At 71.0% G+C, this 23961-nt stretch carries 26 protein-coding genes; 14 read left to right on the top strand and 12 right to left on the bottom strand.

What is annotated here, in order from left to right:
- Positions 1–53 precede the first annotated feature (53 nt).
- The 8 genes from ABZ851_RS36905 to ABZ851_RS36870 form a co-directional block, all read right to left on the bottom strand.
- Positions 54–833: a DUF4913 domain-containing protein gene (locus ABZ851_RS36905; protein WP_361137036.1), complete on the bottom strand. Its 780-nt coding sequence runs from the start codon at positions 831–833 to the stop codon at positions 54–56.
- A gap of 3 nt (positions 834–836) precedes the next feature.
- Complete coding sequence (locus ABZ851_RS36900; RefSeq protein ID WP_361137034.1) at positions 837–2624, bottom strand: TraM recognition domain-containing protein; 1788 nt, start codon at positions 2622–2624, stop codon at positions 837–839.
- Positions 2625–2629: 5 nt separating this feature from the next.
- Entirely contained in the window at positions 2630–4138 is a 1509-nt protein-coding gene (locus tag ABZ851_RS36895) for a hypothetical protein (protein WP_361137032.1), read from the bottom strand.
- 129 nt (positions 4139–4267) lie between these two features.
- Positions 4268–5749, bottom strand: coding sequence for an SCO6880 family protein (locus ABZ851_RS36890; RefSeq protein ID WP_361137030.1), 1482 nt, complete (start codon positions 5747–5749; stop codon positions 4268–4270).
- 12 nt (positions 5750–5761) lie between these two features.
- On the bottom strand, positions 5762–7060 hold the full coding sequence (locus ABZ851_RS36885; protein ID WP_361137028.1) for a hypothetical protein: 1299 nt from the start codon (positions 7058–7060) through the stop codon (positions 5762–5764).
- Positions 7057–7878, bottom strand: coding sequence for a hypothetical protein (locus ABZ851_RS36880; RefSeq protein ID WP_361137027.1), 822 nt, complete (start codon positions 7876–7878; stop codon positions 7057–7059). The genes ABZ851_RS36885 and ABZ851_RS36880 overlap by 4 nt, the downstream gene beginning before the upstream one ends.
- Positions 7879–7882: 4 nt before the next feature.
- Complete coding sequence (locus ABZ851_RS36875; protein WP_361137025.1) at positions 7883–8191, bottom strand: hypothetical protein; 309 nt, start codon at positions 8189–8191, stop codon at positions 7883–7885.
- Positions 8188–8706: a hypothetical protein gene (locus ABZ851_RS36870; protein ID WP_361137023.1), complete on the bottom strand. Its 519-nt coding sequence runs from the start codon at positions 8704–8706 to the stop codon at positions 8188–8190. The genes ABZ851_RS36875 and ABZ851_RS36870 overlap by 4 nt, the downstream gene beginning before the upstream one ends.
- A 151-nt stretch (positions 8707–8857) precedes the next feature.
- On the opposite strand from ABZ851_RS36870, the gene ABZ851_RS36865 reads away from it, so the two are divergent.
- The 3 genes from ABZ851_RS36865 (at position 8858) to ABZ851_RS36855 (ending at position 11795) form a co-directional block, all read left to right on the top strand.
- Complete coding sequence (locus ABZ851_RS36865) at positions 8858–9301, top strand: helix-turn-helix transcriptional regulator (RefSeq protein WP_361137021.1); 444 nt, start codon at positions 8858–8860, stop codon at positions 9299–9301.
- A 142-nt stretch (positions 9302–9443) separates the two neighbouring features.
- Positions 9444–11213: a peptidoglycan DD-metalloendopeptidase family protein gene (locus tag ABZ851_RS36860; protein WP_361137019.1), complete on the top strand. Its 1770-nt coding sequence runs from the start codon at positions 9444–9446 to the stop codon at positions 11211–11213.
- A gap of 15 nt (positions 11214–11228) precedes the next feature.
- Positions 11229–11795, top strand: coding sequence for a hypothetical protein (locus ABZ851_RS36855; RefSeq protein WP_361137017.1), 567 nt, complete (start codon positions 11229–11231; stop codon positions 11793–11795).
- A 67-nt stretch (positions 11796–11862) separates the two neighbouring features.
- Here the strand turns inward: ABZ851_RS36855 and ABZ851_RS36850 are convergent, their stop codons facing one another.
- Positions 11863–12111 carry a hypothetical protein gene (locus ABZ851_RS36850; RefSeq protein WP_361137015.1) on the bottom strand — a complete coding sequence of 83 codons (249 nt, stop codon included), beginning with the start codon at positions 12109–12111 and terminating at the stop codon, positions 11863–11865.
- 374 nt (positions 12112–12485) lie between these two features.
- Between ABZ851_RS36850 and ABZ851_RS36845 the strand changes: the two genes are divergently transcribed.
- From ABZ851_RS36845 to ABZ851_RS36835, 3 genes are all read left to right on the top strand, one after another.
- Positions 12486–13361, top strand: a complete 876-nt coding sequence (locus ABZ851_RS36845) for an AAA family ATPase (protein ID WP_361137013.1) — start codon at positions 12486–12488, stop codon at positions 13359–13361.
- Entirely contained in the window at positions 13358–13750 is a 393-nt protein-coding gene (locus ABZ851_RS36840; protein ID WP_361137011.1) for a hypothetical protein, read from the top strand. The genes ABZ851_RS36845 and ABZ851_RS36840 overlap by 4 nt, the downstream gene beginning before the upstream one ends.
- Positions 13751–13966: 216 nt before the next feature.
- Entirely contained in the window at positions 13967–16096 is a 2130-nt protein-coding gene (locus ABZ851_RS36835; protein WP_361137009.1) for a hypothetical protein, read from the top strand.
- Between the two features lie 157 nt (positions 16097–16253).
- Here ABZ851_RS36835 and ABZ851_RS36830 read toward each other — a convergent pair whose 3' ends face one another.
- Both ABZ851_RS36830 and ABZ851_RS36825 read right to left on the bottom strand, forming a co-directional pair.
- Positions 16254–16454, bottom strand: a complete 201-nt coding sequence (locus ABZ851_RS36830; protein WP_361137050.1) for a DUF397 domain-containing protein — start codon at positions 16452–16454, stop codon at positions 16254–16256.
- Between the two features lie 26 nt (positions 16455–16480).
- Positions 16481–17341, bottom strand: a complete 861-nt coding sequence (locus ABZ851_RS36825; protein WP_361137007.1) for a helix-turn-helix transcriptional regulator — start codon at positions 17339–17341, stop codon at positions 16481–16483.
- Positions 17342–17771: 430 nt separating this feature from the next.
- Between ABZ851_RS36825 and ABZ851_RS36820 the strand changes: the two genes are divergently transcribed.
- From ABZ851_RS36820 to ABZ851_RS36800, 5 genes are all read left to right on the top strand, one after another.
- Positions 17772–18215 (top strand): ATP-binding protein, encoded by a 444-nt coding sequence (locus tag ABZ851_RS36820; RefSeq protein ID WP_361137005.1) that lies wholly within the window; start codon positions 17772–17774, stop codon positions 18213–18215.
- Between the two features lie 638 nt (positions 18216–18853).
- The gene (gene tgmA, locus ABZ851_RS36815; protein WP_361137003.1) at positions 18854–19150 is read left to right on the top strand and encodes a putative ATP-grasp-modified RiPP; all 297 of its coding nucleotides are present in this window, start codon (positions 18854–18856) and stop codon (positions 19148–19150) included.
- Positions 19150–20115, top strand: a complete 966-nt coding sequence (gene tgmB / locus ABZ851_RS36810; protein WP_361137001.1) for an ATP-grasp ribosomal peptide maturase — start codon at positions 19150–19152, stop codon at positions 20113–20115. Before tgmA ends, tgmB begins: the two co-directional genes overlap by 1 nt.
- On the top strand, positions 20115–21248 hold the full coding sequence (locus ABZ851_RS36805; protein WP_361136999.1) for a protein-L-isoaspartate(D-aspartate) O-methyltransferase: 1134 nt from the start codon (positions 20115–20117) through the stop codon (positions 21246–21248). Before tgmB ends, ABZ851_RS36805 begins: the two co-directional genes overlap by 1 nt.
- Before the next feature lie 81 nt (positions 21249–21329).
- Positions 21330–21638, top strand: coding sequence for a DUF6087 family protein (locus ABZ851_RS36800; RefSeq protein ID WP_361136997.1), 309 nt, complete (start codon positions 21330–21332; stop codon positions 21636–21638).
- A gap of 78 nt (positions 21639–21716) precedes the next feature.
- On the opposite strand, the gene ABZ851_RS36795 is transcribed toward ABZ851_RS36800, so the two are convergent.
- Complete coding sequence (locus ABZ851_RS36795; RefSeq protein ID WP_361136995.1) at positions 21717–22295, bottom strand: helix-turn-helix domain-containing protein; 579 nt, start codon at positions 22293–22295, stop codon at positions 21717–21719.
- A gap of 238 nt (positions 22296–22533) precedes the next feature.
- Between ABZ851_RS36795 and ABZ851_RS36790 the strand changes: the two genes are divergently transcribed.
- The 3 genes from ABZ851_RS36790 (at position 22534) to ABZ851_RS36780 (ending at position 23929) form a co-directional block, all read left to right on the top strand.
- A complete protein-coding gene (locus tag ABZ851_RS36790) occupies positions 22534–22857 on the top strand; it encodes a hypothetical protein (protein WP_361136993.1) in 324 nt (107 codons plus the stop codon).
- Complete coding sequence (locus tag ABZ851_RS36785; RefSeq protein ID WP_361136991.1) at positions 22854–23126, top strand: hypothetical protein; 273 nt, start codon at positions 22854–22856, stop codon at positions 23124–23126. The genes ABZ851_RS36790 and ABZ851_RS36785 overlap by 4 nt, the downstream gene beginning before the upstream one ends.
- A 335-nt stretch (positions 23127–23461) precedes the next feature.
- The gene (locus ABZ851_RS36780; protein ID WP_361136989.1) at positions 23462–23929 is read left to right on the top strand and encodes a hypothetical protein; all 468 of its coding nucleotides are present in this window, start codon (positions 23462–23464) and stop codon (positions 23927–23929) included.
- The last annotated feature ends 32 nt before the right edge of the window (positions 23930–23961 follow it).

Below are 23961 nucleotides of genomic sequence, written 5' to 3'. Positions count from 1 at the left end.
CTCAGTGGATATGAGGGGGCGCCCCGTTCGTCTGGCGTCATGCCGGGGGCGGGTTACTCGTCCGCCGCCGACCCGGCCGGGGCGGGTGAGCCTCGGTTCTGCTTCCAGGCGTCATAGAGCGCGCTGGCGGCGTCTTGGTGCGGCCCGTCGGGCTGGCCGGCTGCTTCGGCGGCGTTCTCGCGTGGGTCCTGCTCGTCCTGGTCATCGGTCGCGGTGAGGGCGTCGATCACGGCTGCGGGCACCGGGACGGTGGGCAGGGCGGGCACGGGTTCGTGCTTGTCCGCGGTGCACTGCGCGAACGGCCCGTCAGGGCCGAGCAGGAGGGGTAGCTGTGAGTCGCAGTGGTCGCGGAACCAGACGCCCATGCCGGTGCCCACGTCGAGCCGCAGCACTTCCCAGGACCGCCACAGCGCCTCGAAGCGAACCATCGCTTCAGCGTGCGCCCACCACAGCCGGCACCAGCGCAGGGAACCCGGCCCGGTCTTACGCTGGAAGGTCGGGATAAACCACTGTTCCACCCACGCCACCGCGTGCGGGAACGCCGGCTTCGGCTTCTCCTCGGGCTTCTTGTCCTTGCCGTCCTTACCGCCGCCACCCGTGCCGTCGGGCTGCGGCTCGGTGCCGGCTTTCGCCCGCTTCTCGGCCTCGTCCAGGAGGGGTACGGCCCAGTCCTGGAAGGCTTCGAGACCGTCAACGACGGACCGCAGGCCCCGCAGCTGTGCGGCGAGGTCCTGAACGTCCGGCACCGGGGCGGAAGGCGCCGCGGCGGCCGGAGCGTCGCCCCCCTCGGGCATCTCGGGCGCGGGCTGGTCGGTGGTCGTGTCGTCCGCCATGCGCTACCGGCCCGTACCGGAGTACGCGGACGCCGCCCACTCTTGGACCTGCTGCTTGCCCTCGCGGGTCATTTCGCTGATCAGCTCGCGCTCGGGGTGGTGGTCGAACCAGGGCAGCAGGTCGATCATGGCCACGCGGGTACCGGTGGCCAGCAGCAGAGCGGTTCCCTTCTTCAAGGCGCGCACGTCGGCGGCCGACATGATCTGCTGCCGGCGGGGGCTTTCGGAGACGGACCAGCCGTCGCGGGTGCGGGTGACGCTGCGGGTGTTCACGTCGTGCTCGCCGATGAGCCGGGCGAGGTCGGAGGCGAGTTTGGCGTCATCGATACCGGCACCGATGATCTTGATGGTGGAGGCGCCCCAGAGCATTTCCATCCCTGTCTCGCCCCAGACCGATTCGCCTTGCTTGATGGACTGGAGGATGGTCAGGACGTTGATGCCGGCGCCGCCGAGGTAGGAGTACAGGTCGGGCAGGTCGCCGATGGGACAGACGTTGGCCGCCTCATCGAGGATGACGTCCAAGCACGGGTCGAGGCGCCCGCCTGAGGCTTCGGCGGCCCGCAGGGCCTCCCGGAACAGACTGTCGGTCAGGGCCGCCACGAGCGGTGCCGCGCTGCCGGCGCCCTTGTGGCTCATCAGGTACAGGGTGCCCTGGGAGCGGACGAAGTGGCGCAGGTTGAGCTTCTGCATCGGCGTGGACGGCTTGGTGACCCACGCCATGGTGCGCGGGTCGCGCAGGCAGGCCGCCCCGGACCGGGCGGTTTCGTAGATGCCCTGCGTGGTCTCGACGGCGCCGGCCTGCCGGGCACGGTAGTTGCGGGCCATGTTGGCGAACTGGGGGTGCTTCTCCAGGATGGTGGCGGGCACGCCGGTGGAGGTGTCGACCAGCCAGGCGAACACGTCATCGAGGCTGCGGTTGTCGAGGGCCGCGGCGAGGATCAGTTCGCTGAGCAGGGCGCGGGCGGCCGGGCCCCAGATCTCCCGGGCGCGTTCGTCGGCGACGCCGGCGACGAAGTGCTGTGCGAGGCGTCCGGCGTCTTCCACGTTGTCGATGCCGTCCAGCAGGTCGACCCAGAATTCCTGCGGATGATGGGCGATGTGCTGGGGGTCGAACACGAGGATCGGCCCCTTGGTGCGCTTGCGTCGGTATTCGGCGGTGGCCTGCCACACGTCCGCGCGGCGGCTGGTGACCACGCACGCGCCCTTGGCCGCCAGCACGCGCGGGATCGCAAAGGCGCTCGTCTTGAACGAGCGCGGGGCCATGATGGCCAGCTCCACGTCTTCCAGGTTGCGCCGCAGCTCCGGGCCGTTCGGCCGCAGGCGGCCGAGGAGGGCGCCGCAGTCGTCGGGGTCGAGGTCTTCCGGTCGCTGCCCGGCCAGCGACGCCCGCAGCTTGAGCGCCTGTTCGGCGAGCTTCGGGGTGGTCAGGTGGGCCACGTCCGCCGGCTTGGCCAGGTGGCGGGCCGGGTCGGTGGGGTCGGGCATCCTGCCGCGGATTGCGCGGACGGCGAAGAACAGCCCGACCAGCAGCGCGGCGCCGAGGATCGCGGTGAAGGTGACGATCAGGCCAGAGGGGACGCCGGGCCAGATCCGGCCGAGGTCACCGTGGATGACCGCGCCGACCAGCGGGAAGCCGTAGGGGGAGTGCCAGCCGTGGCCGGTGATCAGGGAGGCCAGGCCGCCGGAGAGGGTGAGCGCGGCCAGGCCGAGCGCGGCCGTGGCCAGGGCGGCGAGGATCGAGAGTGGAACCCACGGGTCGGCCGGTCCCCGGCCGGTGTCGCGGATGTTCATCAGGTTCAGGCCCCCATCGTGGTCTCGGACTTGCGGCCGCGGATCGCGGCGTCGGTGTTGTACAGGTCGATCTCGCGGCGGGTGAGGTGCATTTCCACCGGGATGCCGAGCCGGCCGCCGCACTTGATCAGGTACTTGCCGCGGCCCGGGTGCGGTCGGTCGGTCGCCCAGGACTCCGGCGCCGACCAGGAGGCGACGAACTCACGCTCGGAGGAGGTGAGCGCCCGTACCGCGTGGACGCGGGCCAGCTCCAGATCCGGCAGCGCGCCGAGGATGGTCACCGCGGAGCGTTCCACGAACCCGCGCGCCTTGGCGCGGTCTTCCTCGGTCGGTAGGGCCTCCAGGTCGGACAGCGAGTGTGTGGTGATGATCGAGCCGACGCCCTGATGCCGGTTGAGGCGGGTCAGCCGGTCGGTGCGGTCGACCAGACCGGGGGCCGCCCGCAGCGAGCGCCACATCTCATCCTGAATCGTCAGGTATGGGCGGTCGTTGCCGACCGCGCGGGCCGCGTCGATGAGGCCGAACCCATATGCCCAGGTGCATTGCAGGGCGGCCGCCACCACGTCGTCAGAGGCCTTGTCGAGGGCGGAGATGTCGATGGAGACCGCGGGCGCGTTCATGTCGACCGGCGCGGTGGTGTGGTCGTCGAACAGGCCGCGCAGCACGCCGTGACTGATGCGGGCCAGGGTGCGCACGATGGAGTCGGTCAGCTCGCGGTACTCGGTTTCGCTGCGGGCCCGCACCGCGTAGCGCAGTTCTTCGTCTCCGGTCTCGATCTGCGCGAGGACTTCGGGGATGACGGGCTGTACGTCGGTGCGGCGGGCCAGGACGTCGAGGGCGGCGCCGAGCACCAGCTCTTCGGCGTCGGTGATCGGTGCCCCGCGCGAGCCGCGGGCGATGGTGCACAGCGCCAGGAGCAGGGTGAGCCGGCGGCCGCGGATCTCTGCCTTCAGGGTCTCGGCTTTGGCGGGGTCGGTGCGTTCCAGGTGCGGGATCGCCTGCCCGAGCGGGCCGGAGTCGAGCGGGTTGAGGGTGTGCAGGCCCCATCCGATCTTGACGACCTGGCCGCCCATCGCGGTGACCAGAGGCCCGTACTCGCCCTTGAGGTCACCGAGGGAGAGCACGCCGACGCCGAAGGCGATCAAGCCGCTCGCGATGCGCTTGGAGATGGCGGACTTGCCGATTCCCGGCTCACCGAGCACGAAAATGCCCGGGTTCGTGATGATGTTGTGCCGTACCCAGTCGATCGGGTCGAGCGCCACCACCTCACCCCAGATCATGTGACGGCCGATCGGCACGCCGACCGCCGGCGCCCCGGAACCGGCGGTGAACGGGTACAGGCCGCAGGTCTGCACGGTGGTGGCCTGGAAGCGGGGCGGTACGGCGACGTGCGAGGCACGGCCCTTGCCGGGACCGCGCCAGCCCCACGAGGGCGGGGTGGGCCCGGTGTCCGGCAACGAGGAGTCGCGGCGCGGGGCGGGCTTGGCGAGACGAGGCGCGAACGGCGCGGGCATGGTGCATCCCTCCGGTAGGTCGGTCATGAGGCGGTGCCGAGGGCGAAGGGCCCGGCGAGGGTCGGCAGCTTCACCGGCCCCCGGACCCCGCACAGGGGACCGGGCACCAGTGGAGGCGCCGACGAGGTGTCAGCGGGTACGCCGGCGGGCGATGTCGGGCAGGTAGATGCCCAGCGGCAGCGTCGCGGCGAACGCTGCGGACTGGCTGCGGACGGCCCGGCGGAGCTTGATCTTGGAGGAGCCGGCCCGCTGTTCGATGTCGGAGACCGCGCGGTCCAGATCCTTGGCGTCGGTCACGGTGGTGGTGACCACCATGGAGGACAGGCCGACACCGGCGCCCATGGCTTCCTCGCGGGCCGCCTGGATGGCGCGTTCGCGGTCGGCGGCGTCCTGCGCGGTCTCGGCACGGTTGGTGCGGGCCCGCACTGCCGCCCGGTACGCGGCGGCGTTGACTTCGTTCTCCAGCTTCTCGGCGGCCGCTTCGGCCGGGAACGGCTCGTAGAACAGGGTCACGCGCTTGGGGTGCCGGCCGGGGCCGAGGAGCGGGGCCAGGACGTCGGAGGTGACGAACTGGCGCGGGGGGTTGGCCCAGATCCACGAGACGCTGATACCGGAGTCGTGCTCGTAGCGGTCGAAGTGCTCGCGGGCGTCAACCGGCGGCATCGCACCCGGCTCCAGCAGCGCGGAGGGGTTGTTGGTCAGAGTGCGGGCCACCTCACCGCGGGCGGCCGGATCGAAGGCCGTGCGCACGATCCCGGCGAGCTGCGCGGCCGAGGCCCGCCCCAGCACACTCACCCCGCAGCCACCCAAGGAGGCTTGAAGGCCTCGCAGAACCCGTCCGCACTCGGCGACCGCATCGGCGAACGTCTCGGGCTTTTGGGGGGCCTTGGACGGGTCGAAGGTGATGCTGACGCGGGTGTCGACGTTCGCCGACGCGGCCGGGGAGATCTTCACCAGGTCCGCCATGAGTTCGCGGGCCGGAGCCGGAGCGGCCGGGTCGAGGCGCCCCGACACGTAGTCCTCCAGCGTGGACCCGGGGTCAGGGGCGGTGTCCACGGTCACCGCGACGTGCGACACGATCGGGGTGTGGCCGAGGCGGGCCAGCCACGCGCCCCACTGCGACACCCACACGTCCACGTTCTCGCGGTTGGCGAGCGCGGTCGAGGTGGGCGCCACCTGGATGGTGGCGGTCAGCTGACCCGTACGGCGGTGCCACGCCATCCCATAGTGGCCGCCCTCGCCGTCTTCCGCCGAGATCGGCACCACCGGCGCCAGGACGCCGGGAAGCGCGTTGTCCTGCTCGTGCAGCGTCATCACGCCGGAGGTGAACTCGGTCTGCCCCGCCCGGCGGCCCTGCCGCCAGCGGGAAGAGTGCACCACGGCGTCGACCAGGGGCACGCCGTTCCAGCGGGCCATCGTCACGGCGACGACGACGGCGGCCGCCGGGCCGGCGAAGAGGACCAGGTGCATGGAGATGGCCGCAGCGGTGACAACGCCGAGGAGGGCGAGCAGGACGAGGGCGGACTGTGTGGGGGTGAGGTTGCCCAGGCCGATGCCGCGCGACTTGCGCCACCCGCCGTACAGGCGGACCTTTTGGGATTCAGAACTCATCGCGTGTCCCCGTTACTCGGATGCGGGCGGGTTGGTCATGTTGTTCGCCGCGCTGTTTGCGGCACCGTGGACGGCCTGCGCGCCCTCCACCACGGCGGCGCCAACGCCGGCGGTCGACGCACCGGCCGCCGCGGTGGTGGCCGTGGTGGTCGCTGTGGTGGTCGCCGTCTGTGCGGCCGCTTCCGTCGTGGCTCCCGTAGCGGCCGGGGCGCCCGTGGACTGCGCGGGGATGTTCGCCGCTGCCTCGCCCTGCTGTGCGGGCGGCGTCGACGGCGCCGGCGACTGACCCGGACTGCCGCCATCCCCGCCGGAGTCGGGCGAGGACGGGGCAGGCGGGGCCGCGCCCTGCGGGTTCTGGCCGCCCGGCTCGGGAAGGCTCTGGCTGATCATCTGCGCTTGCTGGGCGGCGCTGATCGGCTGCGCTCCCCCGCCGTCGCGGGAGGCCTGCAAGCGCAGGCCCGCGGCGCCGACGTTGGCCAGGGAGGCGAGCGTGCCGCCCCCGCCCTCCATGACCGACCCAGACGCCCAACTGAACAGCTTGATCAGCGCCGGAAGGGCGAGGAGGGACAGCATCATCATGGACAGGCCGATCAGCACCTCCGTGGGGCCGCGGCCCTTCTCGATCAGCTTGAACGCCGCGAAGTAGATCAACGACGCGCATGGCTGCCAGAAGATCAGCGCGATGGTCCAGCCGAAGATCTTCGGCAGCCAGGCCCGGCCGAACCCGGCGAACTGGCCCGCGGCGGCCAGGGGCAGGCAGCCGGTCAGGACGATGACCGAGCCCTCACGCAGCAGGCCGATCAGCCACTGAACGACCCCAGCGAGGAAGCCGAGGATGCCCAGCAGGATGATCGCGGCGAACATGTTCTGCATGCCGGTCAGGCCGAACACCTTGGCCAGCCGTTCCCCGAACGCGCGGCCGGCGGCTTGGTCCAGGACCCACTTGGAGAACCCGGACGAGGCCTGCATGAACAGGTTGACCGTGGCGGTGCCGCAGGTGGTCCAGAATGCGAGTTTGAACAGGCCCTCGCCCATCGAGATGAGGGGATCGGGCTTGCCGGAGACCACCATCTTGATCCCGACGAGGATCACCCCGGCGACCGCCACGGCGATGGTGAGCGGCAGCATCACGTCACGGATGGAGTTCACCACGGAGGTGTTCACCCCGTCGGTGTTTGTGTCGACCCACCAGGTGAACGACTCTTTGATGATCCACGCGCAGGCGTCGGCGATGGCGTGGGCCAGGGCCTCGATCGCAGACTTCGCGGCGTCCTTGATGCAGCCACCGGGGTCGGTGATGCCGCAGCTCACGAGGCGTTCACCCCCGGGAAGAGGGTGTAGCCGGCGGTCGAGGTGACCGGGTTGAACGGCCACTGCCCGCCGTCGGGGGCGCGTACCTTCCAGTCGCCGCCGACCCATTCCAGGGTCATCGGGAAGTCGATGGTGACGGTGCCGCCGTTGGGGTTGGCGCCGCGCGAGAGCAGGTGGAGCGTGACCGACTGCCCGGAGGCGTCCGCGCCGTCGGCGGCGTAGCCGATGATCTGGGCGTAGATCCGCAGCGGGGTGCCGTCGGGCACGCCGGAGTTCTGCCGGGCGTCCTGGTAGTCGCTGTCGAGCTGCGCGCGGAACGTGCTCGTGTCGCCGGTCATCTGCTGTTCGACGGCGGGCCCGTAGGTGTCGGGCCCGGCCTGAGCGGAGACGCGCGAGCCGATGTGTACGGCGGCTTCCACCGCGCCGCCGAGGTTGTGGGCGAACCCGGCCGCGCGGGTGTCGGTGTGCACCTTGGGCCCGTAGACCGGGCTGACGGGCAACTGGGCGCCGTGGAAGTCCTCGAAGGTGAGGTGCTTCCACGACGGCGCAGAGGAGTCACCACCGGAGGCGTCACCGGTGCCGGTGCCCGGGGTGACGACGTTGCCGCCCGGCTCCCCCGCGGAGCCGGGCGAAGTGGCGGCCGGCTGGGCCGGGGCGGGCTTGCCCCAGTTGCCGTTGTAGCCGATGACGGCCGCGGTCACAGCGGCCGCGACGACGACGCCGGCCACGATCAGCGCGGTGGTCCGGCGTCGCTTCGGCGGCTTGGCGAACGGGTCGGTGGGCTCGGGGGTGGTGGGGTCCACGGTGGGGTTGGTCATCGGTTCAGCCCCCCACGAACGTGCCGAGGAGGCCGGCGCCGCCGGAGATCAGGGCGACGCCGAGAACCTTCCACGGGATCTCGACGGCGGCGTCGGCTGCGGTGGTGGCGCCCCGGCCGCCGCCGGAGCCCCACAGCATCTTGATCCCGGACAGGATGATCGAGCCCGCGGCGATCGAGTAGCCGCCCCACTTCAGCCAGCCCAGCAGGGTGTCACGGGCGGTGGTGAGCTGGTTGGGCGTCTTGGCGCCGGGGTTGGGGATGTCTCCGGCGAGAGTGACGAGTTCGTGTGCGTGGTGCAGGGCGGTGATCATGCGCGTACTCCGGGATTGGTGACAGGTGGTGCGGACAGAGCGGTTCGCATGGCGGCCACCGCCTCCACGACGTTGCGCGGAGCGGTGACGCTGAGCGGGTTGTCCACGTCCCGCCACAGCGGGACGAAGGGCAACCGGACGATTGCTGCGACGCGGTCTTGCAGCAGTTTCAGGCGTGCGCGGGCGGTCGGCGGCTCCGGCAGGGGGCTGTCAGCGACGACGACCAGGACCGGCGGGCGGGTGAGCCATCCGTGGCGGAGGTTGTGCTGGGCGCCGCTGACGGCAGTGGTCGCCATGGCGGTGCCGTAGGCGTTGCCACGGCAGACGAGGACCAGGGGCACGGCGCCCACGTGCATCTGCGCGAGCGGAATTTCGTGTGCGCTGGGGGCCAGCAGCCGGGTAACGGTAGAGGCTCCTGAACCGCCGTGGCAGCCGGCCACCGCCACCTCGGGGATGAACAGCGGGGGAAGCCCCGGGCCCACGGGCGATCGGCGCCCGCGTCTGAACACATCCATGAAGGGCCCCCTTCCTTAGCGGTGGTTGGATAGCGACGCCTTGCCAGAGCAGCGTTGGAGCTCAGCTTATGTCGCTTATTCATGTCGGTTACTGTCGACTTACTGTACAGTCGGCTTCCGTTCCTTGTCACGGCGTTAATGGAGGCGGTGCGTGAGCCGCGGAGGGGTCGAGGGGTTCCGGGGGGACCGGCTGCACCGGGCCCGCCAACGCCGGGCACTGTCGTGCGCCGAGCTCGCGGTGGCGGTGGACTCCAACCCGAACTCGATCTCCCGCCTGGAACGGGGCGAGCAGAAGCCCCCGCCCGCGCTGCTGCGTCGTCTCGCCGAGGCACTTGGGGTCAAGCCGACCTATCTCGCCCCCCTTCCGGCAAAGCCGACTTTGCGTCACATCCGGGAGAGGGCAGGGCTGACGGGTTCGGAGATCGCCCGCGCGCTCGGGGTGACCCCCGGCACGGTCAGCAGCACAGAGCGAGGTGTCACTCATCCCCGCGACGCTCCCGCATGGGCCCGAGCCTACGACGTGGATCTGACAACGTTCGTCGCCGCCTGGACGCACGCCAGGACGGCGACCGCGCGCCGTGTCAAGGGGCCCTGACCAGAAGAGAAGAGACGAATCGGCCGCCCTGTCGCCAACGGGGGGTGCGGCACGTGAGGGAGGGAGGCCATGGCGCCCCATGCAAGCAACAGGCAGCAGTAAGGCCGCAGTCGGCATAGGCGGAGGAGTTCTCGCACTGCTCGTGATCCTGCCCATGCTGTTCATCACGATCGGAGGCACCAGCGACGGCGTGGCCCAGGCCGCCGTCACCTGCGACCAGTCAAGCGCGGGCAGCGCACCAGGGCGAGGCGGCACGGCCAGCGGCCCGGACTCTCCGGGGACGGCCAACGCCGCGTACATCGATCTGCCGATCCGCCAGGCCGACGTCAAGCCGCCGGTGCCGGTCAGCGAGATCGCGCCGAGCCCGTGGGTCTACCCGGTGCCACCGCCGTTCAACATCGGCACCCGCTTCGGGGAGAAGGGCGGCCATTGGGTGAAGGGGCACAGTGGCGTCGACTTCCCCAAGCCGACCGGCACCGCGGTGTACGCGGCGGCCGACGGCGTGGTGCTCGCCACCCACGCCTACGGCACCGAGGACAACAACGCCTACGGCAACTTCGTCATCGTCCTGCACGCGGACAACGTCGAGACGATGTACGCGCACCTGTCCCACATCGACGCCACCCCCGGCGCCCGCGTGAAGGCCGGGGCCCTGATCGGCCGGGTGGGCGCCACCGGCAACGTGACCGGCCCGCACCTGCACTTCGAGGTGCGGCCGATGATCAGCGGACACCACCTGCCGGTGAACCCCGAGCCCTACCTGTCCAAGGCCGGCGTCGCCAAGCCCGGCAACCCCAACGATCCCGGCTGGAACATGCCCAACAGCCCGGCCGGCGGGAGTGGCCTTGCCTGCACGTACGCGGGCGGACTCGGCGGCGCGGTGAACGCCGCGGCCCTGCCCGCCCTCGCGCGGAAGATGTACGCCACCGTCAACACGCTGCAAACCCAGTGCCCCGAGATGCCGGTGGTGTGGATCTTCGCGCACGTGATGACGGAATCGAGCTGGAACCCGAAGGCGTACACCGGCAACTCCAACGGCGGCGCCGCCGGCCTGTACCAGATGGGCCGCCCCGAATGGGCGTCCGTGTACGGCACGTACGGGGACTGGGCGCTCGGGGCCCCGCCGCCGGACGACAACGCGGTATGGGACCCGGCCACGCACCTGCGGGTGGGCATCCAGTTCACGTGCGGGCACCTGCGGCAGATGACCCGCTACCTCGCCCAGCACCCCGAGAAGAAGATCGATCCGCTGGACGCCATGGCCGTGTGCCACATCGCGGGGTGCAGCCGGGTGACCGACTCCGCGACCGGGATCCCGACCGCCGGTGAGGCGGGGTGCGGGCAGTCCTGCGTGGACGCCATCACCGGCTATATCGCCAGCATCCACAAGTACGAGAAGGAGTTCGCCGGCGGCACCACCGCCAACGCCGGCGCGGCCGGGCCCATCCCCGTAGCCGTCAACCTCCCCGCAGGCCCCGCCCCCTACAGCGGCGGCGCCACCGGATGCAGCAAGGACGACCCGAGCGGGGGCCGGTGCCTGACCGGCGCCACCGCCCACGGGTACGCCGAGATCACCAAGGCGTTCCCCGTGTGGAACTCGATCGGGTGCCAGGAGGACCGCAGCGACGGCGGCGAACACCCCCTCGGACGGGCGTGTGACTTCGCGCCCGGCCCCCTCGGATCCAGGCCCGGCATGCCCCAGCTCAGCCAGGGATGGGCGCTGGCCGGATGGCTGCGTGCCCACGCCAGCGAGCTGCACGTGTGGTACGTGATCTGGCAGGGCCGCATCTGGTCCGTCAAGCACCCCGAGGACCAGGGCGGATGGGGGCGCCCGTACCAGAACGGCATCAACGACCCCACCACCATCACCGGCGGGCACTACGACCACGTACACGTCTCGTTCCTGGAATAGAAGGGAAGGCCGAGGATGAACACCCCCTCGCGCACGGCGGCCGCCGTGGTGCTCGCCGCCGCGGCCGCCGCGCTGGTCGCCGGCTGCGGCAGCGGCCCGAGCAGCGACGCCAAACCGGCAGCGGCCACCACCAGGGCGCCGGCCCACCAGGCGGACCCCGAGGCCCACTCCCCCGGCCCGGCCCCGTCCGCGACCGCGCACCTGCGTGACCCGGCCGCCGTCGTCCGCGCCTACCTGACGGCGAGCCAGACCGTCACCGCCGCCGACGCCACCGCTCCGCCACGGCGGGCCGAGGCGTACATGGCGCCGGACAACGCCGAACGCGGCATCGGCCAGCCCGTCTACGACGCGCCCCCCGCCGGACTCACCCGCGAGCCGGTGGACATCAAGGTCACCCAGGCCGCGGCCAAGGGCAACCGCATCGTCTACCAGGCCACCTACACCCCGGCCCTCACCAAGGACAGGCACACTGTGAAGAAGGAGAAGCCGGCCACCACCTACGTGGTGTGCGAGAAACAGCCCGACGGCACATGGCTGGTCGCGCTGGACGACCCCAACCTCACCCCCGAAGGCATCGACTAACCTCCCGGCACAACACGAGGGCGGTTCACGTGTACACGTGAACCGCCCTCAGCGTGTTCCCAGACCGTCAGACCGCCGCCCCGCCGAGCACCAGGCCCGCCGCGTAGCGGTCCACGAACCGGCCCGCCCACGCCGGCGAGCCGTCCAGCGACGCGGCCAGCGCCACCAGGTCGTCAACCGGCACCCCGGTGGTCACCCGCGCCACCTCGGGCGGCTCCAGCGCGAACACACGCACCCGGGCCGCCGACGAGGCGGCCGCCGCCACCTCAGCCGCCTCCGCGATCAGCTCACCCAAGGTCTTCGTCGGTACGCTCATTGCAGATCCTCCCAACAGGATCGAGGCCCACTGTGCGCCCTGAACCGCACACGCTCGGGCCGAACCACGAGGGGCCGGGCCGTCAACACCCGGCCCCTCTTTCACACTTCTACTGTATCCAGTAGATCCACTAGATACAGTGGGACACGCAGATACGAAGGCGGTACCACCGGCGTAGTATCCGGCGCATCTACTGTGCCGTCAGATGGTCTGAACGCCCGCCGAATCGGGCTCTACCACCACGAGAGTGGAGGGATCGAATGACTCTCCCGCCTCCAAGGCACCCAGTAGATACACGGCAGATCGCACGAACTGGAGTATCCGGTAGAGGTACCACCTCTAGTAGATCTATTGGAGAGAGGGAGGGAGTAGATATGGCACAGCCCGTAGTGACTGCCCCGGCCGGCGAGTTGCCGAGGGTCGACTTCGCGCAGCTCGAACCCGTCGAGGACGAGGCTGCCGTGATTGCCGTCACCATGCAGAAGGGCGGAGTGGGCAAGACGGAGACCACCAAGGGGCTGGGGGACAAGCTCAGTCGCCGCGTCAAGCCGAACGGCAAGAAGGTCCGGGTCCTGTACGTGGATTTCGACCCCAACGGCACGCTCTCGGACGGTGTGGGCGTCTCCGAAGACCTCGCCGCGACCGGCCTTGCGTCGGTGCTGCTGGAGAAAGACGGGGCTGCCCCCGTCACCGAGCTGGTGTATGCCGTGACGGAAGATCTGCACATCCTTCCGGCGCGGCTGGACCTGTTCAAGCTCAAGAGCGAGCTGGTGGGCATGCGCGGCCGCGAGCGGCGGCTGTGGCTTGCCCTTCAACCGCTGCTGCACTACTACGACGCGATCTTGATCGACTGCGAGCCCGACCTTGGGTCGGGTACCGATAACGCGATCTACGCCGCGGCCAAGCGGAAGCGCGGCGGAGTTTTGGTGGTCGTGATGCTCGACGGTCCCTCGATGCGGTGCTTTGAGACGCTGCTGGACCAGATCGAGTCGTTGGAGATGACCCTGGACGTGCGGGTGCCGCTGATGGGTTGGTTCGCCAACCAGGCGACAGACACGAAAGTCGCCAAGAAGTACCGGGCCGAGTTCGAGGCGATGCCGCTCCCCAAGCTGGGCGAGATGCCCGTCCGTTCCAAGATCAAGGAGGCGTGGGACGCGGACATGCTGCTCACCGACTACGCGTCGCCCGTCTACGACGCCAACTACGTCTATGACGAGCTTGCCAAGAAGGTATGGGAGATGATCGCGTGACGACGCCGCCGAAGACCCGGGCCGAGATCCTCGCCGAGCGCCTGGCTGCCCGCAATGAGGCCGAACGCGAGGCGGCCGACAGCGAGGCCGGCACCGGCGCGGGCCAGGCCGAGGAGCCAGCCAAGCCGCAGGCCGAGGTGCCGCCGCAACCGGCCCCCGAGAAGCGCGTCAAGTTCCAGGCGTACGTCTTGGACTCGGTGCAGAGCGAAGCCCGCGCCATCGTCTACTGGACGAACAACCGGCCCGGCGGCTACGCGAGCCTCACCGAGCTGGCCGAGGCCGCGCTCATCCGCGAGATCGACCGCATGCGGGAGCAGTTCACCGGCGGCGAGCCTTTCCCGCCCATGCCCGAAGGCCGCAGCCTGCCGACCCGGCCCCCGGCCGCATAGATCACCCAGATACGGCAGATCCAGCAGATCTACCGGAGATGGAAGATCTGCCGTCCCCACGAGCGTGCCCCAGGAGCGCCGATTGCTTGGCGGCGAAGCGCCCCCGGGGCCACAGACGAGGAGGAATCTCCCCATGCAACACCACGGTAAGGCCCCGGACAGCGGCTCACGCGCACGCTTTCGCGCCGATGGCCGGATGACGGTAGGAGGTGGCCGGTGAACAGCGTGGTCCACCAGATCCAGGAAGCGCCGGCCTGGCTGCTGGCCGTCGTCGCCGCGGTCACGCTGCTGACCGCCCTGGGCATGACCTACGCCGCCATGGGCACCGTGGCCCGTGCGAGCTGGCGGGCCGTCGTCCGCGGCCGCCGGGCCGCCCGCGCCCGTCAGGCGGCCACGGGCGAGCGGCCCCGCACGATGCTCGCCACGATCACCGACAGTTGGACGCTGATCGTCGGCTTCGGCGGCATGAGCGTGAGCATGTGGGGGCTGTGGCGGTTCGCCCACGACGGCGCCCACCTGCCCGCCGTGCTGCGGATCGGGTTCGTCGGCATCCTCGACGGTGCCGAACTCGGTCTTTTCCTCGGGCTGTACCAGGCCGTACGGGCCGGCGCCCGACATTGGAACGAGCCCATGCGCCGCTCGCACCGGCTCGCGTGGCGGCTGGTGATGGTCTCGGCGGTCGCCCAGATCGCCGAGGCCCACGGATGGGAAGCCCGCGCGGCCATGGGCTTCGTGCCCGTGCTGTCCGCGGCCCTGATCGACCACCGCTTGCTGTCGCTGATGAGCGCGAACGCTGTTGCCGCCGGCGGGGACCAGGAGGACACCGGCGGGCAGCCGGGCCCCCTGCGGCTCGTCGCGGTGCTGTGGCGCCGGACGTGGGCCGGCCTGTTCGGCCGGTGGGGGCTGGACGCCAGCGGCTCCAAGACGCTCGCCCGCCGCGCCCAGGTCCAGCGCGCCGCACTGCTCACCTACCAGCACGGCCGCGCCATCAAGGCCCGCGAGGCAACGAAGGAAGGCACCAGGGCCCGCCGCAAAGCGGAGCGCCGCGCCAACAAGCTGCGGCTGGAGGCCCAGGCCGCCCGCCAGCGGGCGAACGTGGCGACCGACGACGCCCAGCGTCTCGACTACCTTCGCGAACTCGCTTCGCTGGACTGCGGCGAGGAATGGGCACAGCTGTCGTTCGATGACGCCGCCACCGTGCACGCGTTCATCGACCGCATGGCGATCGCCGCGCACCCCGACCTCATCAGCGCCGAGGCCCGCGCCAAGGCCGCTCGCCGTGCTCAGCAGGAAGCCGAGCATGCTCGGGACGCAGCCGAGCGTGCTCGCCTCCAGGCCGAGGAGGAGGCCGAGGCCGCTCGCCTGCGCTCGGTCGAGGAGGTCACCCGGGCCCGCGAGGAGGCCGAGCGCTCGGTTGCTGCTCGGGACGCAGCCGAGCGTGCTCGCCTCCAGATCGAGGAGGAGGCCGAGGCCGCTCAGGGCAAGATCGAGGCCGCTAGCCACCGGCTCGCCGAGCTGACGAGCCGACAGGAAGCCGCCGCCCGTGACGAGGAGCAGGCACGGACCGCAGCCGACGAAGCGGAGAAGCGACGGGAGGCGGCCGCCCGGGAACTCGATGCGCTGCGAGAGGAGTACGACCGTGTGATGCGGGCCGGCCAGGAGGCCGAGCGGGCCCGCCAAGGCGCCGCCGCGGAGACGACCGAGCTCCGCTCCCGCCTGTCGGAGCTGAACGAGCTCATCACGGCGGCTGAGGCCACCTACACCGCCCACACCAACGCAGCGGCCGACGCTGAGACCAGGCGCCAGGAGGCCGAGAAAGCCGCCCAGGAGGCCCAGGAGGCCACCCGGCAGGCCGAGGCCCGGCAGCGCGAGGCCCAGGCCGTCCTAGACGACCTGCGGGCCGCCGTCGCCGAGCTACAGGGCGACGACGAGACCCCGCTGCCCCAGCCCGGCCCGGACGGCCACCTGTGGCAGAGCGAGGGCAAGCAAGCGGCATGGGAGCTGTACCGCGCGGCCCGCCAGCGAGGCGAGCAGCCGCCGAGCGCGGAGGACCTGCGACAGGCCGCCATCGGCCGCACCCGCGAGGAGGTATCGGGGAGCCGGGCCCGCGCGTGGCGCGCGGAGTTCGCCCGCGTCCTGCCCCGGGTCATCGCTGCCGAGCAGGAAGCAACGGCAGGCGAGCACGAGCCGAGCACCGCCGAGCACAGCCGAGCAGCCGACCGGCGCCCGCAGCCCGTAACCGAGCACGCCGAGCGCGTACGACCGTTCCCGCAGCGCACCGCCGAGCAACAGCCGAGCACCACCGAGCACCACCGAGCTGTCAACGGCCAGCCGGTCGCCGTCTGACCTACGGCACCGAGCACGGGGCGAGCTTGACTGACGGTGCACGCCGGGGTGCCGTCGGGGTCGTTGTCGGCGCCCCTGGGTAGGGTCCAAACGTACGAACGAGGGCCGCCCCCCATCTGCTCTGGGGGGCGGCCCTCGTGTGCGTCACGGTGGTGGATCAGCCGATGTCGTAAGCCCCGGCGGATGCGTCGGTGATGAACTCGGTGAAGGCGGCCGGGGAGAAGGCGAGGATGGGGCCTTGCGGGTCCTTCGAGTCCCGGATAGCCATCACCCCACGGGCGGCGCGGGCGTCAGCCACCTCGACACACTGACCCTGTTCACCGCTGTACGAGGACTTGACCCACGTCAGCGTCTCCATGCCGGTCTTGTCGAACCTCTTCACGGTTAGCCCTTCTGCAATTGGTTCTCAAGGAATTCCGCGGAGTCTTCCGCGGAAAGTGCGATCTTGGAGAGCTGGTCAAAGTGCGTCTCCATGGCGGCCACCTCGTCCGCGTCTTCGGTGATGCTGCCGCCGCGCCAGTTGTCGAAGCTGAGGGCCGCAGGCCACGGGTGCCTGAACTCCAGCAGCGTTCCCGCCTGGTACATCCCGAAGTTGGGTGGGGATTCCAGCAGGAGGACTTGGATCGTCACGTTCTCCTGCTCGGACAGGGTCAGTAGATGCCGTGCCTGCTCCCTGATCACGGTGGGGGTCTCGAACCGCGCACGGAACGCGGCCTCGGGGACGACGGCGTGCAGCCGCACGGGAGTACCCGGGCGGTTGATGATCTGCTGACGGCCCATCCGAACGGCGAACAGCGTATCGGCGCGCTCGCGGGTCGGCGGATGAATGCTGCTCTCCAGCATGGCTCGCGCGTAGGACGGGCACTGAAGCAGTCCCGGGATCACGACTGGATGCTGTACGCGCAGGCTGGTCGCATCCGACTCAAGAGCGATGAAGTCGGCGTACGCGGTGGTCAGGTGGGTGCGGTAGGGCGTCCACCATCCGGCATTCGGCGGTTCCTGAGCGGCCCGGCACAGCTCCTCACGGGCGCCCTCGTCATCGACGCCGTAGGCCGACATCAGGGCCGTGATCTGTTCCGGGGTGATCCGGTAGCGGCCCTGTTCGATGCGACCGATACGGGTTGGGTCGAGACCGGCGGCCCGCGCTGCATCCTTCGATGCCATCTCGGCGCCGATGCGGTAGCGACGCAGCAGGGCGCCGATTCGACGCCTGGTCATCGTCGGCGTTGCGTGCCCATTGGTCATGGTCGAAGTGTTCCACGACACGGTTGCGTTGTGGATAGCACGTCAGATCGAAATTTCGATGGTTGAGGCGTCGATATTGCACAGCGGGCGTCGAACCGCCATGCTACCCAGAGACATTGACGGTTCGTCACTTAATGATCATGCAGTGACGTGCAGTCATCGTCTGACGTGTCCGTGCGTGTCCCCCCGTCGCGTGCGGGCACGTCACCCCCCTCCACACCCCGCGAGCAGTTGAGGCCGCGATGACCGCCAACCCGCAGGAGCACCACCGCAGGACGAGCACCACCAGGAGCACGGCGGCGCCGATCCGCCGTACCACCCCGATAGCCCCAGCCGCTCGCGCGTTCGCCGACCGGCTCGGAGGTCCATCCGGTTGGATGGCTCCCGCGGACTTCGGCGCCTACGACGTGCTAGGCGGTGCCCGTTGACGATGTCCGCTGTACAGCCGGCCGCGAACGGCCACCCCGGCTACAACGTCACCCGGGCCGCTTCCCCCGCGGTTGTGGAGGAGGCCCGCCGCTTGGCGCGTCAGGCCATGCACCTATGGGGCTTCGGGCCCCAGGCGGAGACAGCGGCCCTGCTGATCTCCGAACTCGCCACCAACGCGATCACCCACACCCCCAGCCGCCATGTTCGCGTCATCGTGGACCGCCCCACCCCCACTCGTGTACGACTTGCCGTGGTCGACAAGACACCCCACCGGACGCCCGAGTTGTGCCCGGCGGACGTGGATGGGGAAGCAGAGAGTGGCCGAGGCCTGCGCCTTGTTGACGCACTCGCCGACGGATGGGGCTATGACCTGCTCGGCTCACACAAGCGTGGTCCTTGGGGGAAACGGTGCTGGGCTGAGCTGGCCGTGGGCGGTGCCCGGTGACGGCGCGGTGGCACGGCATCCCGGAGCCGTCGTTACGTCCCGCGCCCCGGCACGCGAAACCGGCTTCGCTGCCGCTGCGTGACCGCCTGACGCTGGGGTTGGGGCTGCCGCTGCTGTCTCTCGGCGCACTCGGCGTCACGACGGCACAGGCCCGCGCCGAGCCGCCCGCAGTTGAGCAGCCGGACCACGCGCCAGCAGACAAGGGCGGCGTTCAGGGGCGTTCTTCGCACCAGGACCGGTACGGTGTCAGGCCCCCGCTGGAAGCACGGTGAGCCGCCACCGCGGAGGCCCGCGGCACCGGGGCCCATTCGACCGGCGGCCGGTGGTGATCGGGATGGTGGCGACCGCCGCCCTGGTCCTGGCGCTCGTCATGGTCGCCATGTAGTCGCCGGCGGGGCCCGGGACGTCACGGCTCCCCCCTCGGGCCCCGCCGGTTACCCAAGCTCCCGCGCGGCTGTCAGAACGGCAGTCGGCACCGCGCGGGCCGGGGCTCTGGCGCTGATCATCAGCCAGGCCCCCGGCCGGGCGCCTCACCCCCGAGAGGAGCCCGGCCACCCAAGGCCCCGGCCGGGACGCCGCTCATCACACGTTCGCGTCCCGGCCGGCTCATCAGGAGAACCCGACGAGAGAGAGGTTCCATGACCACCGCACTTGAGCGTGAGGCGTTCCCCCTCACAGCACCCGGCGGCCGTCTGCCGCACAGCACCGAAGCACCGTCCGGGCCGGACACGCGGCCCTGGGCACTGCGCGGTGCCCGTGTCCCCGACTCGACCAGCGCCGTCCGTGTCCCGGCACACGTCTACGACTACGGCCGCCAGGTCAACGTGTCCGACGACGGAGGCCGTCTCACCTGCATGGCGAACACCCACTCACCGACCGTTCCGGACGGTTCGACCACGAACCCGCCGCCGCTGGACGAGGGGCCGAAGGACTGATGCCCGCGCCCGTCCTGATCGTCGCCGCTGCCGACGACTGGCCCACTGACAGGGTCGTGGTCGAGCTGGAGGCGCGCGGGGTGGAGGTGTTCCGCATGGACACCACCGACTTCCCGCAACGGCTCACCCTGGGGGCACGCATCGACCAGGGGCAGGCGTGGACGGGCGAATTCACCACCGAACACCGGACGGTGGAGCTGTCCCGGGTCGGCGCGGTCTACTACCGCGCCCCCGGGGCGTTCCGTTTCCCAGAGGGGATGTCCGGCCCGGAGGAGAGATTCGCAGCCGCCCAGGCCCGCGCCGGTCTCGGCGGTGTCCTGTCCGCACTGGAGTGCCGGTGGGTGAACCACCCGACCGCCCTTGCGCGAGCCGAGTTCAAGCCCGTGCAGCTCGCCGCAGCCCGCGCATGCGGGCTCACCATCCCGCCCACCCTGATCACGAACCGGCCGGACGACGTCCGAGCCTTCGCCGCCGGCCTCGCCGATGACATCGTGTGCAAGCCGGTCGCCTCACCCGTGCTGATCGAAGACGGTCAGCTCAAGTCGGTGTACACCCGCATCGTGAGCGCCGCCGACCTGGACGACCTGCGAGGCATCGACAGCACCGCGCACCTCTTCCAAGCGTGGGTCAGCAAGGACTACGAGGTACGCCTCACCGTGGTCGGCCGGAAAATGTTCGCCGCCGCCATCCACGCCGGCAGCGATGCCGCACACGAGGACTGGCGCAGCGACTACGGGTCCCTCACCTACACCACCACCACGGTCCCCGAACCGGTCGCGGTGGGGATGCTGCGCTTGATGGACCGGCTGCAATTGCGCTACGGAGCAGCCGATTTCGTCGTGGACCCCGACGGGCGGTGGACCTTCCTGGAGGTGAACCCGTGCGGGCAGTGGGACTGGATCCAGGGTGCGACCGGACTGCCGATCGCCGAAGCGATCGCCGACGAACTACAGGGAGGTTCCTGATGGACTGGATGCCGCACGCTGCTGCCCTCGCGCGCTCGGTCTCCTACCCCGAATCCGACTGGTTCCGGGCGGTGTTTGACACGCCCCGGCACCTGTTCGTGCCGTGCTGGTTCGAGGCCGGCCCCCAGGGCTGGACCGTCACCGACGGCGCAGCCGACCCCGACGCATGGATGCGCGCAGCGTACACGGATCGGACACTCGTCACCCGCGCGGGTGCCGTCCACGCCGACCACGCGACGCCCGGCCAGCCGGTGACCGGCCACCCCACCTCGTCCGCCACCCACCCCAGCCTCGTTCTGACGATGCTCCGGCACGGACGCCTGTATCCCGGCGCTCACCTATTGGACCTGGCCACCGGCTCCGGCTACAGCGCCGCCTTGGCGTGCAAGCGGTTCGGCGACCGGTACGTGACCACCATGGACGTGGACCCCTACCTCACCGCGGCAGCAGCGGAGCGCCTGGACGCCATCGGCCTGCAACCCGACGTCGTCACCAAGGACGCCGGCGAAGGGCTGCCCGGCGTCTTCGACCGCATCGTGTCCATGGTGTCCGTGCCGCGCATCCCGGGATCGTGGCTCGCCGCGCTCCGTCCCGGCGGCCGGCTGGTGACCACCCTCACCGGCACCGGACTGATCCTCACCGCAGACAAGGCCGCTGACGGCGGCGCGAGGGGTCACGTCGAGTGGGACCGGGCGATGTTCATGACCACGCGGACCGGTGACGACTATCCGCCGATGCACGACGAACTGTTCACCGCCGTCCGCGACCGCGAAGGCGACGACGTCACAGAAAGCCCCTTCCCGGCCGTGGACGTCACCCAGGCGTGGGAAGTCTGGTCGATGCTGTCGCTCACCGCCCCCGGAATCGAGCACCGCACAGGCACCGACGAAGACGGCGGCCGGACGGTGTGGATGCTGCACGCCGACGGATCGTGGGCCAGAGCCCATACCAAACCCGGCGAACGGACGGCCACCGTGCACCAGGGCGGCCCCCGCCGCCTGTGGGACATCGTTGACGAGATCCGTTGGCGGTGGCTCGAACAGGGCGAACTTCCCGTGTACGGCGCCCGTGTGACCATCACACCCGACGGGACCACCACCCTGACCCGTGGCGGCTGGACCGTCACCATCTGACCACCGGGGTCGCCGGGGCTGTTGCCGGCTGTTTTCGGAACCCGGCACACTGGCCCAGACGACACCGCAGGGAAGGCGAGCATGGACGACGAGCCACTCAGCGAGTGGGCAGCACGACGGGACCGGCACCGCCCCGCCCCGGGCGAGCGCAAGGCCGTCCCCCTCGGCGACGGCCAGCACGCCGGCCACGTCGACCCCGGCACCCCGCGTGTGGTCGAGGAATGGGACGGCCACCAGTGGACCCCCAGCGGAGTGACCGCCGACCACCACGACGCGGCACGGGAGACCAACACCGCCGCAGCAGCGGCCCGGGTCCCCCTCCCTCAGTTCAGCCGGCTGCCCCCGGCCCCTGAGCCCTGGCGCCCCACTCAGGTGTGGCGCCGCCCCTGACAGGCCAACACGACGGCGCCCGTTTCCACTTTGAGACGGGCGCCGTTCGTGGAGTGGCCGCATCCGATGCCCCGATCCCTAGTGGGGAAGGCGGCGAGCGTCCGTGATGACGCGATCGATGTGCGCGGCCCGCTCGGGGTCCCGCTCGCACAGCAGCCGCCACCGCTCGGCCCGTTCGGCATCCGCGTGCTCCCTTGTCGCCTGCACAGCAGCGGCAAGCCGCTCGGGGGTGACGGCGAAGATCGGCGCCGCCCAGTCGTCCCAGGCAAGCCAGCGATCTTGTGCCGGGTCGTAGTGGCTTCTGCTCAGCCGGCCCCGCCTGCCGGTGGTCTCCAACTCCCGGTACGTCGTCGCGGCCATCCCCAGGGCCGCGGCCATCGCGGCGCGGCTGCGGCCGGTGCAGACCCGAAGGTGGACCAGGCGCTCGCGGTCGACCGTGCACAGGTCGGCCGGGGTGACGCCGACCGCCGCCGCCAGGCGCGGCAGGATCTCCGGCCGGGGTACCCGGCCGCCGGCCAGGTACAGGCTCACCGCCCGCTCGGTCACCCCGGCCGCCGCGGCGATCCGGGCCACCGAGGCCCCCGCAGCGGACCGGGCCGCCCGCAGCTTGGCCGCGTCGAAGCCGTAAGGCGCGTCCACACCCACAGGTTCGTTCACCCTGAACGATCCATACAAGCCCCCGTCACAGCGACCGGTCACCCGGCGGTTCGTTCGGGGTGAACGAACCGTCGTAGTCCCGGGAGGCCAACGGTTTGTTCACCCCCCGCCCTGCTTTCGCGTGTACACGCAACCCGGCGCGTCTCCGCCCGAGGCGGGATACCCGGTAGAAGCCGGGGCCGGGCCGCGCGGGGCGCGGTACCGTGGCAGCAGGACCAGGACCCGGAGGCAACCCCGCATGAGCGCGCTCCCCAGTCATGAGGCACCGCAGGCAGCGGACCCGCACCGCATCACGCGCGAGCAGGGCCCGCAGACTGTTCGTGAACTGCGCGCCGCGCTCGCCGCCGTCTCCCCGGCCGACCTGGTGGCCTTCAACGAGGCGCTGGACGCCGCGCGGCTGGATGACGTGGCCCAGGTGGTCACGGAGTACCGGCACGTGTGGGCCCTGCGCACCCGTCCCGAGGTGTCCGCGGCCATCGCCGCCGCTCTCGCCGGCACCGAACCCGTCGTGCCCGCTGCCGAGGTCTTCGCCCGGCACGGTCTCGGCGAGTCCGCCGCGTGAGCGCCGACCCCTGGAACGTCGACTTCCCCGAGCGGCTGAACGTCGAGTTCGCCCACCTCAGCGCGGGTGAGCGGCGCGCGATCTACGACCTGATCAAGCGGCTCGCCGACGACCCCCGCCACGGCACCGAGGAGCCGATCAGCGGCGCCGAGCTGCGGCGCGCGATGACCGACCCGGCGGCCGACAGCGGCGACCGGATCACCGTCCTGTACCGCGTCCACGACGACGAGCGCCGGCTGACACTGATCTGGATCGTGGCAGGCCCCTGATCCCCGAACGTCCGGCACTTCGGGTGTTCAAGAGTCACGAACTCCCGCAGTCGTGACCGCGACGATCAAGAACATGGAAGCGTGGTGGCTCCCGGTGGTGGGTTCCGCCGGCCGGGGGCGGGTCGCTACGGTCGGGTGGCTGGGGCCGGCCGGCTCCCGTACCTCCGCACGCCGTCGGTCATCTGCGGCCCGTCGGGGGTTGCCTGTCTGTGGTGCAGGCCGACAGGCAGTAGATCCAATGGAGGCCGTAGATCTACTAGAGGCGGCGTATCGAGTCCCGTCCCGCAAGGACGGACCGCCGATGGATGCGCCGATCCGGGGCGGACAATGGGCAGGTGACCACCGCCGACCGCCAGCCTCTCGCCGAAGTGCTGCACGCATCCCGTGCCCTGCTCGCCGCCGAACGCGCGGTGCGCACCGCGCGGCAGACCGGTGACCACCAGGACGAGGCCGCCGTGACCGCCCGGCTCACGCTGTGGCAGGCCGATCTACTCGCCGCCGCCGCGCAACTCGCCGCCGCATGGGACACGCCCCGAGCCCGCGCCACAGCCCCGCACTACGGCACCAACGTGGCCAACGAGATGGTCACAGCCATGAACACCCTGACCCTCACCGGCCCGGACACCGCCGAATCCCTGCGCCAGCGCGCCGACCAGGCCGCCGCGCTCGCCGAGCTGCCGCCAGGCGAGACCGCCGCCGCAACGCTCGCCGAGCTGCGCACCCCGCCGGCGGCCGCCATGCCCGTGCTCGCCGCCGCCGTCCGGCTGTACTGGCTCCACGGCGCACCCGGCGCCGACACCTGAACGAGAGCCCCGCGGGCGCGGCCAGTGGGCCC

The sequence above is a fragment of the Streptomyces sp. NPDC047049 genome (assembly GCF_040643995.1).
Classification (GTDB): Bacteria; Actinomycetota; Actinomycetes; order Streptomycetales; family Streptomycetaceae; genus Streptomyces; species Streptomyces mooreae.
Note: the sequence above shows the minus strand (reverse complement) of the source record. Positions and strands in the feature narration are given on the sequence as shown.

Bases quoted from the DNA above. Each gene is read 5' to 3' on its own strand.
- ABZ851_RS36880 (WP_361137027.1), bottom strand. From the start codon at position 7,878: ATGACCAACCCCACCGTGGACCCCACCACCCCCGAGCCCACCGACCCG.
- ABZ851_RS36820 (WP_361137005.1), top strand. From the start codon at position 17,772: ATGTCCGCTGTACAGCCGGCCGCGAACGGCCACCCCGGCTACAACGTC.
- ABZ851_RS36875 (WP_361137025.1), bottom strand. From the start codon at position 8,191: ATGATCACCGCCCTGCACCACGCACACGAACTCGTCACTCTCGCCGGA.
- ABZ851_RS36790 (WP_361136993.1), top strand. From the start codon at position 22,534: ATGAGCGCGCTCCCCAGTCATGAGGCACCGCAGGCAGCGGACCCGCAC.
- ABZ851_RS36870 (WP_361137023.1), bottom strand. From the start codon at position 8,706: ATGGATGTGTTCAGACGCGGGCGCCGATCGCCCGTGGGCCCGGGGCTT.
- tgmA (WP_361137003.1), top strand. From the start codon at position 18,854: ATGACCACCGCACTTGAGCGTGAGGCGTTCCCCCTCACAGCACCCGGC.
- ABZ851_RS36905 (WP_361137036.1), bottom strand. From the start codon at position 833: ATGGCGGACGACACGACCACCGACCAGCCCGCGCCCGAGATGCCCGAG.
- ABZ851_RS36800 (WP_361136997.1), top strand. From the start codon at position 21,330: ATGGACGACGAGCCACTCAGCGAGTGGGCAGCACGACGGGACCGGCAC.
- tgmB (WP_361137001.1), top strand. From the start codon at position 19,150: ATGCCCGCGCCCGTCCTGATCGTCGCCGCTGCCGACGACTGGCCCACT.
- ABZ851_RS36850 (WP_361137015.1), bottom strand. From the start codon at position 12,111: ATGAGCGTACCGACGAAGACCTTGGGTGAGCTGATCGCGGAGGCGGCT.
- ABZ851_RS36855 (WP_361137017.1), top strand. From the start codon at position 11,229: ATGAACACCCCCTCGCGCACGGCGGCCGCCGTGGTGCTCGCCGCCGCG.
- ABZ851_RS36805 (WP_361136999.1), top strand. From the start codon at position 20,115: ATGGACTGGATGCCGCACGCTGCTGCCCTCGCGCGCTCGGTCTCCTAC.
- ABZ851_RS36845 (WP_361137013.1), top strand. From the start codon at position 12,486: ATGGCACAGCCCGTAGTGACTGCCCCGGCCGGCGAGTTGCCGAGGGTC.
- ABZ851_RS36825 (WP_361137007.1), bottom strand. From the start codon at position 17,341: ATGACCAATGGGCACGCAACGCCGACGATGACCAGGCGTCGAATCGGC.
- ABZ851_RS36890 (WP_361137030.1), bottom strand. From the start codon at position 5,749: ATGAGTTCTGAATCCCAAAAGGTCCGCCTGTACGGCGGGTGGCGCAAG.
- ABZ851_RS36900 (WP_361137034.1), bottom strand. From the start codon at position 2,624: ATGAACATCCGCGACACCGGCCGGGGACCGGCCGACCCGTGGGTTCCA.
- ABZ851_RS36895 (WP_361137032.1), bottom strand. From the start codon at position 4,138: ATGCCCGCGCCGTTCGCGCCTCGTCTCGCCAAGCCCGCCCCGCGCCGC.
- ABZ851_RS36830 (WP_361137050.1), bottom strand. From the start codon at position 16,454: ATGGAGACGCTGACGTGGGTCAAGTCCTCGTACAGCGGTGAACAGGGT.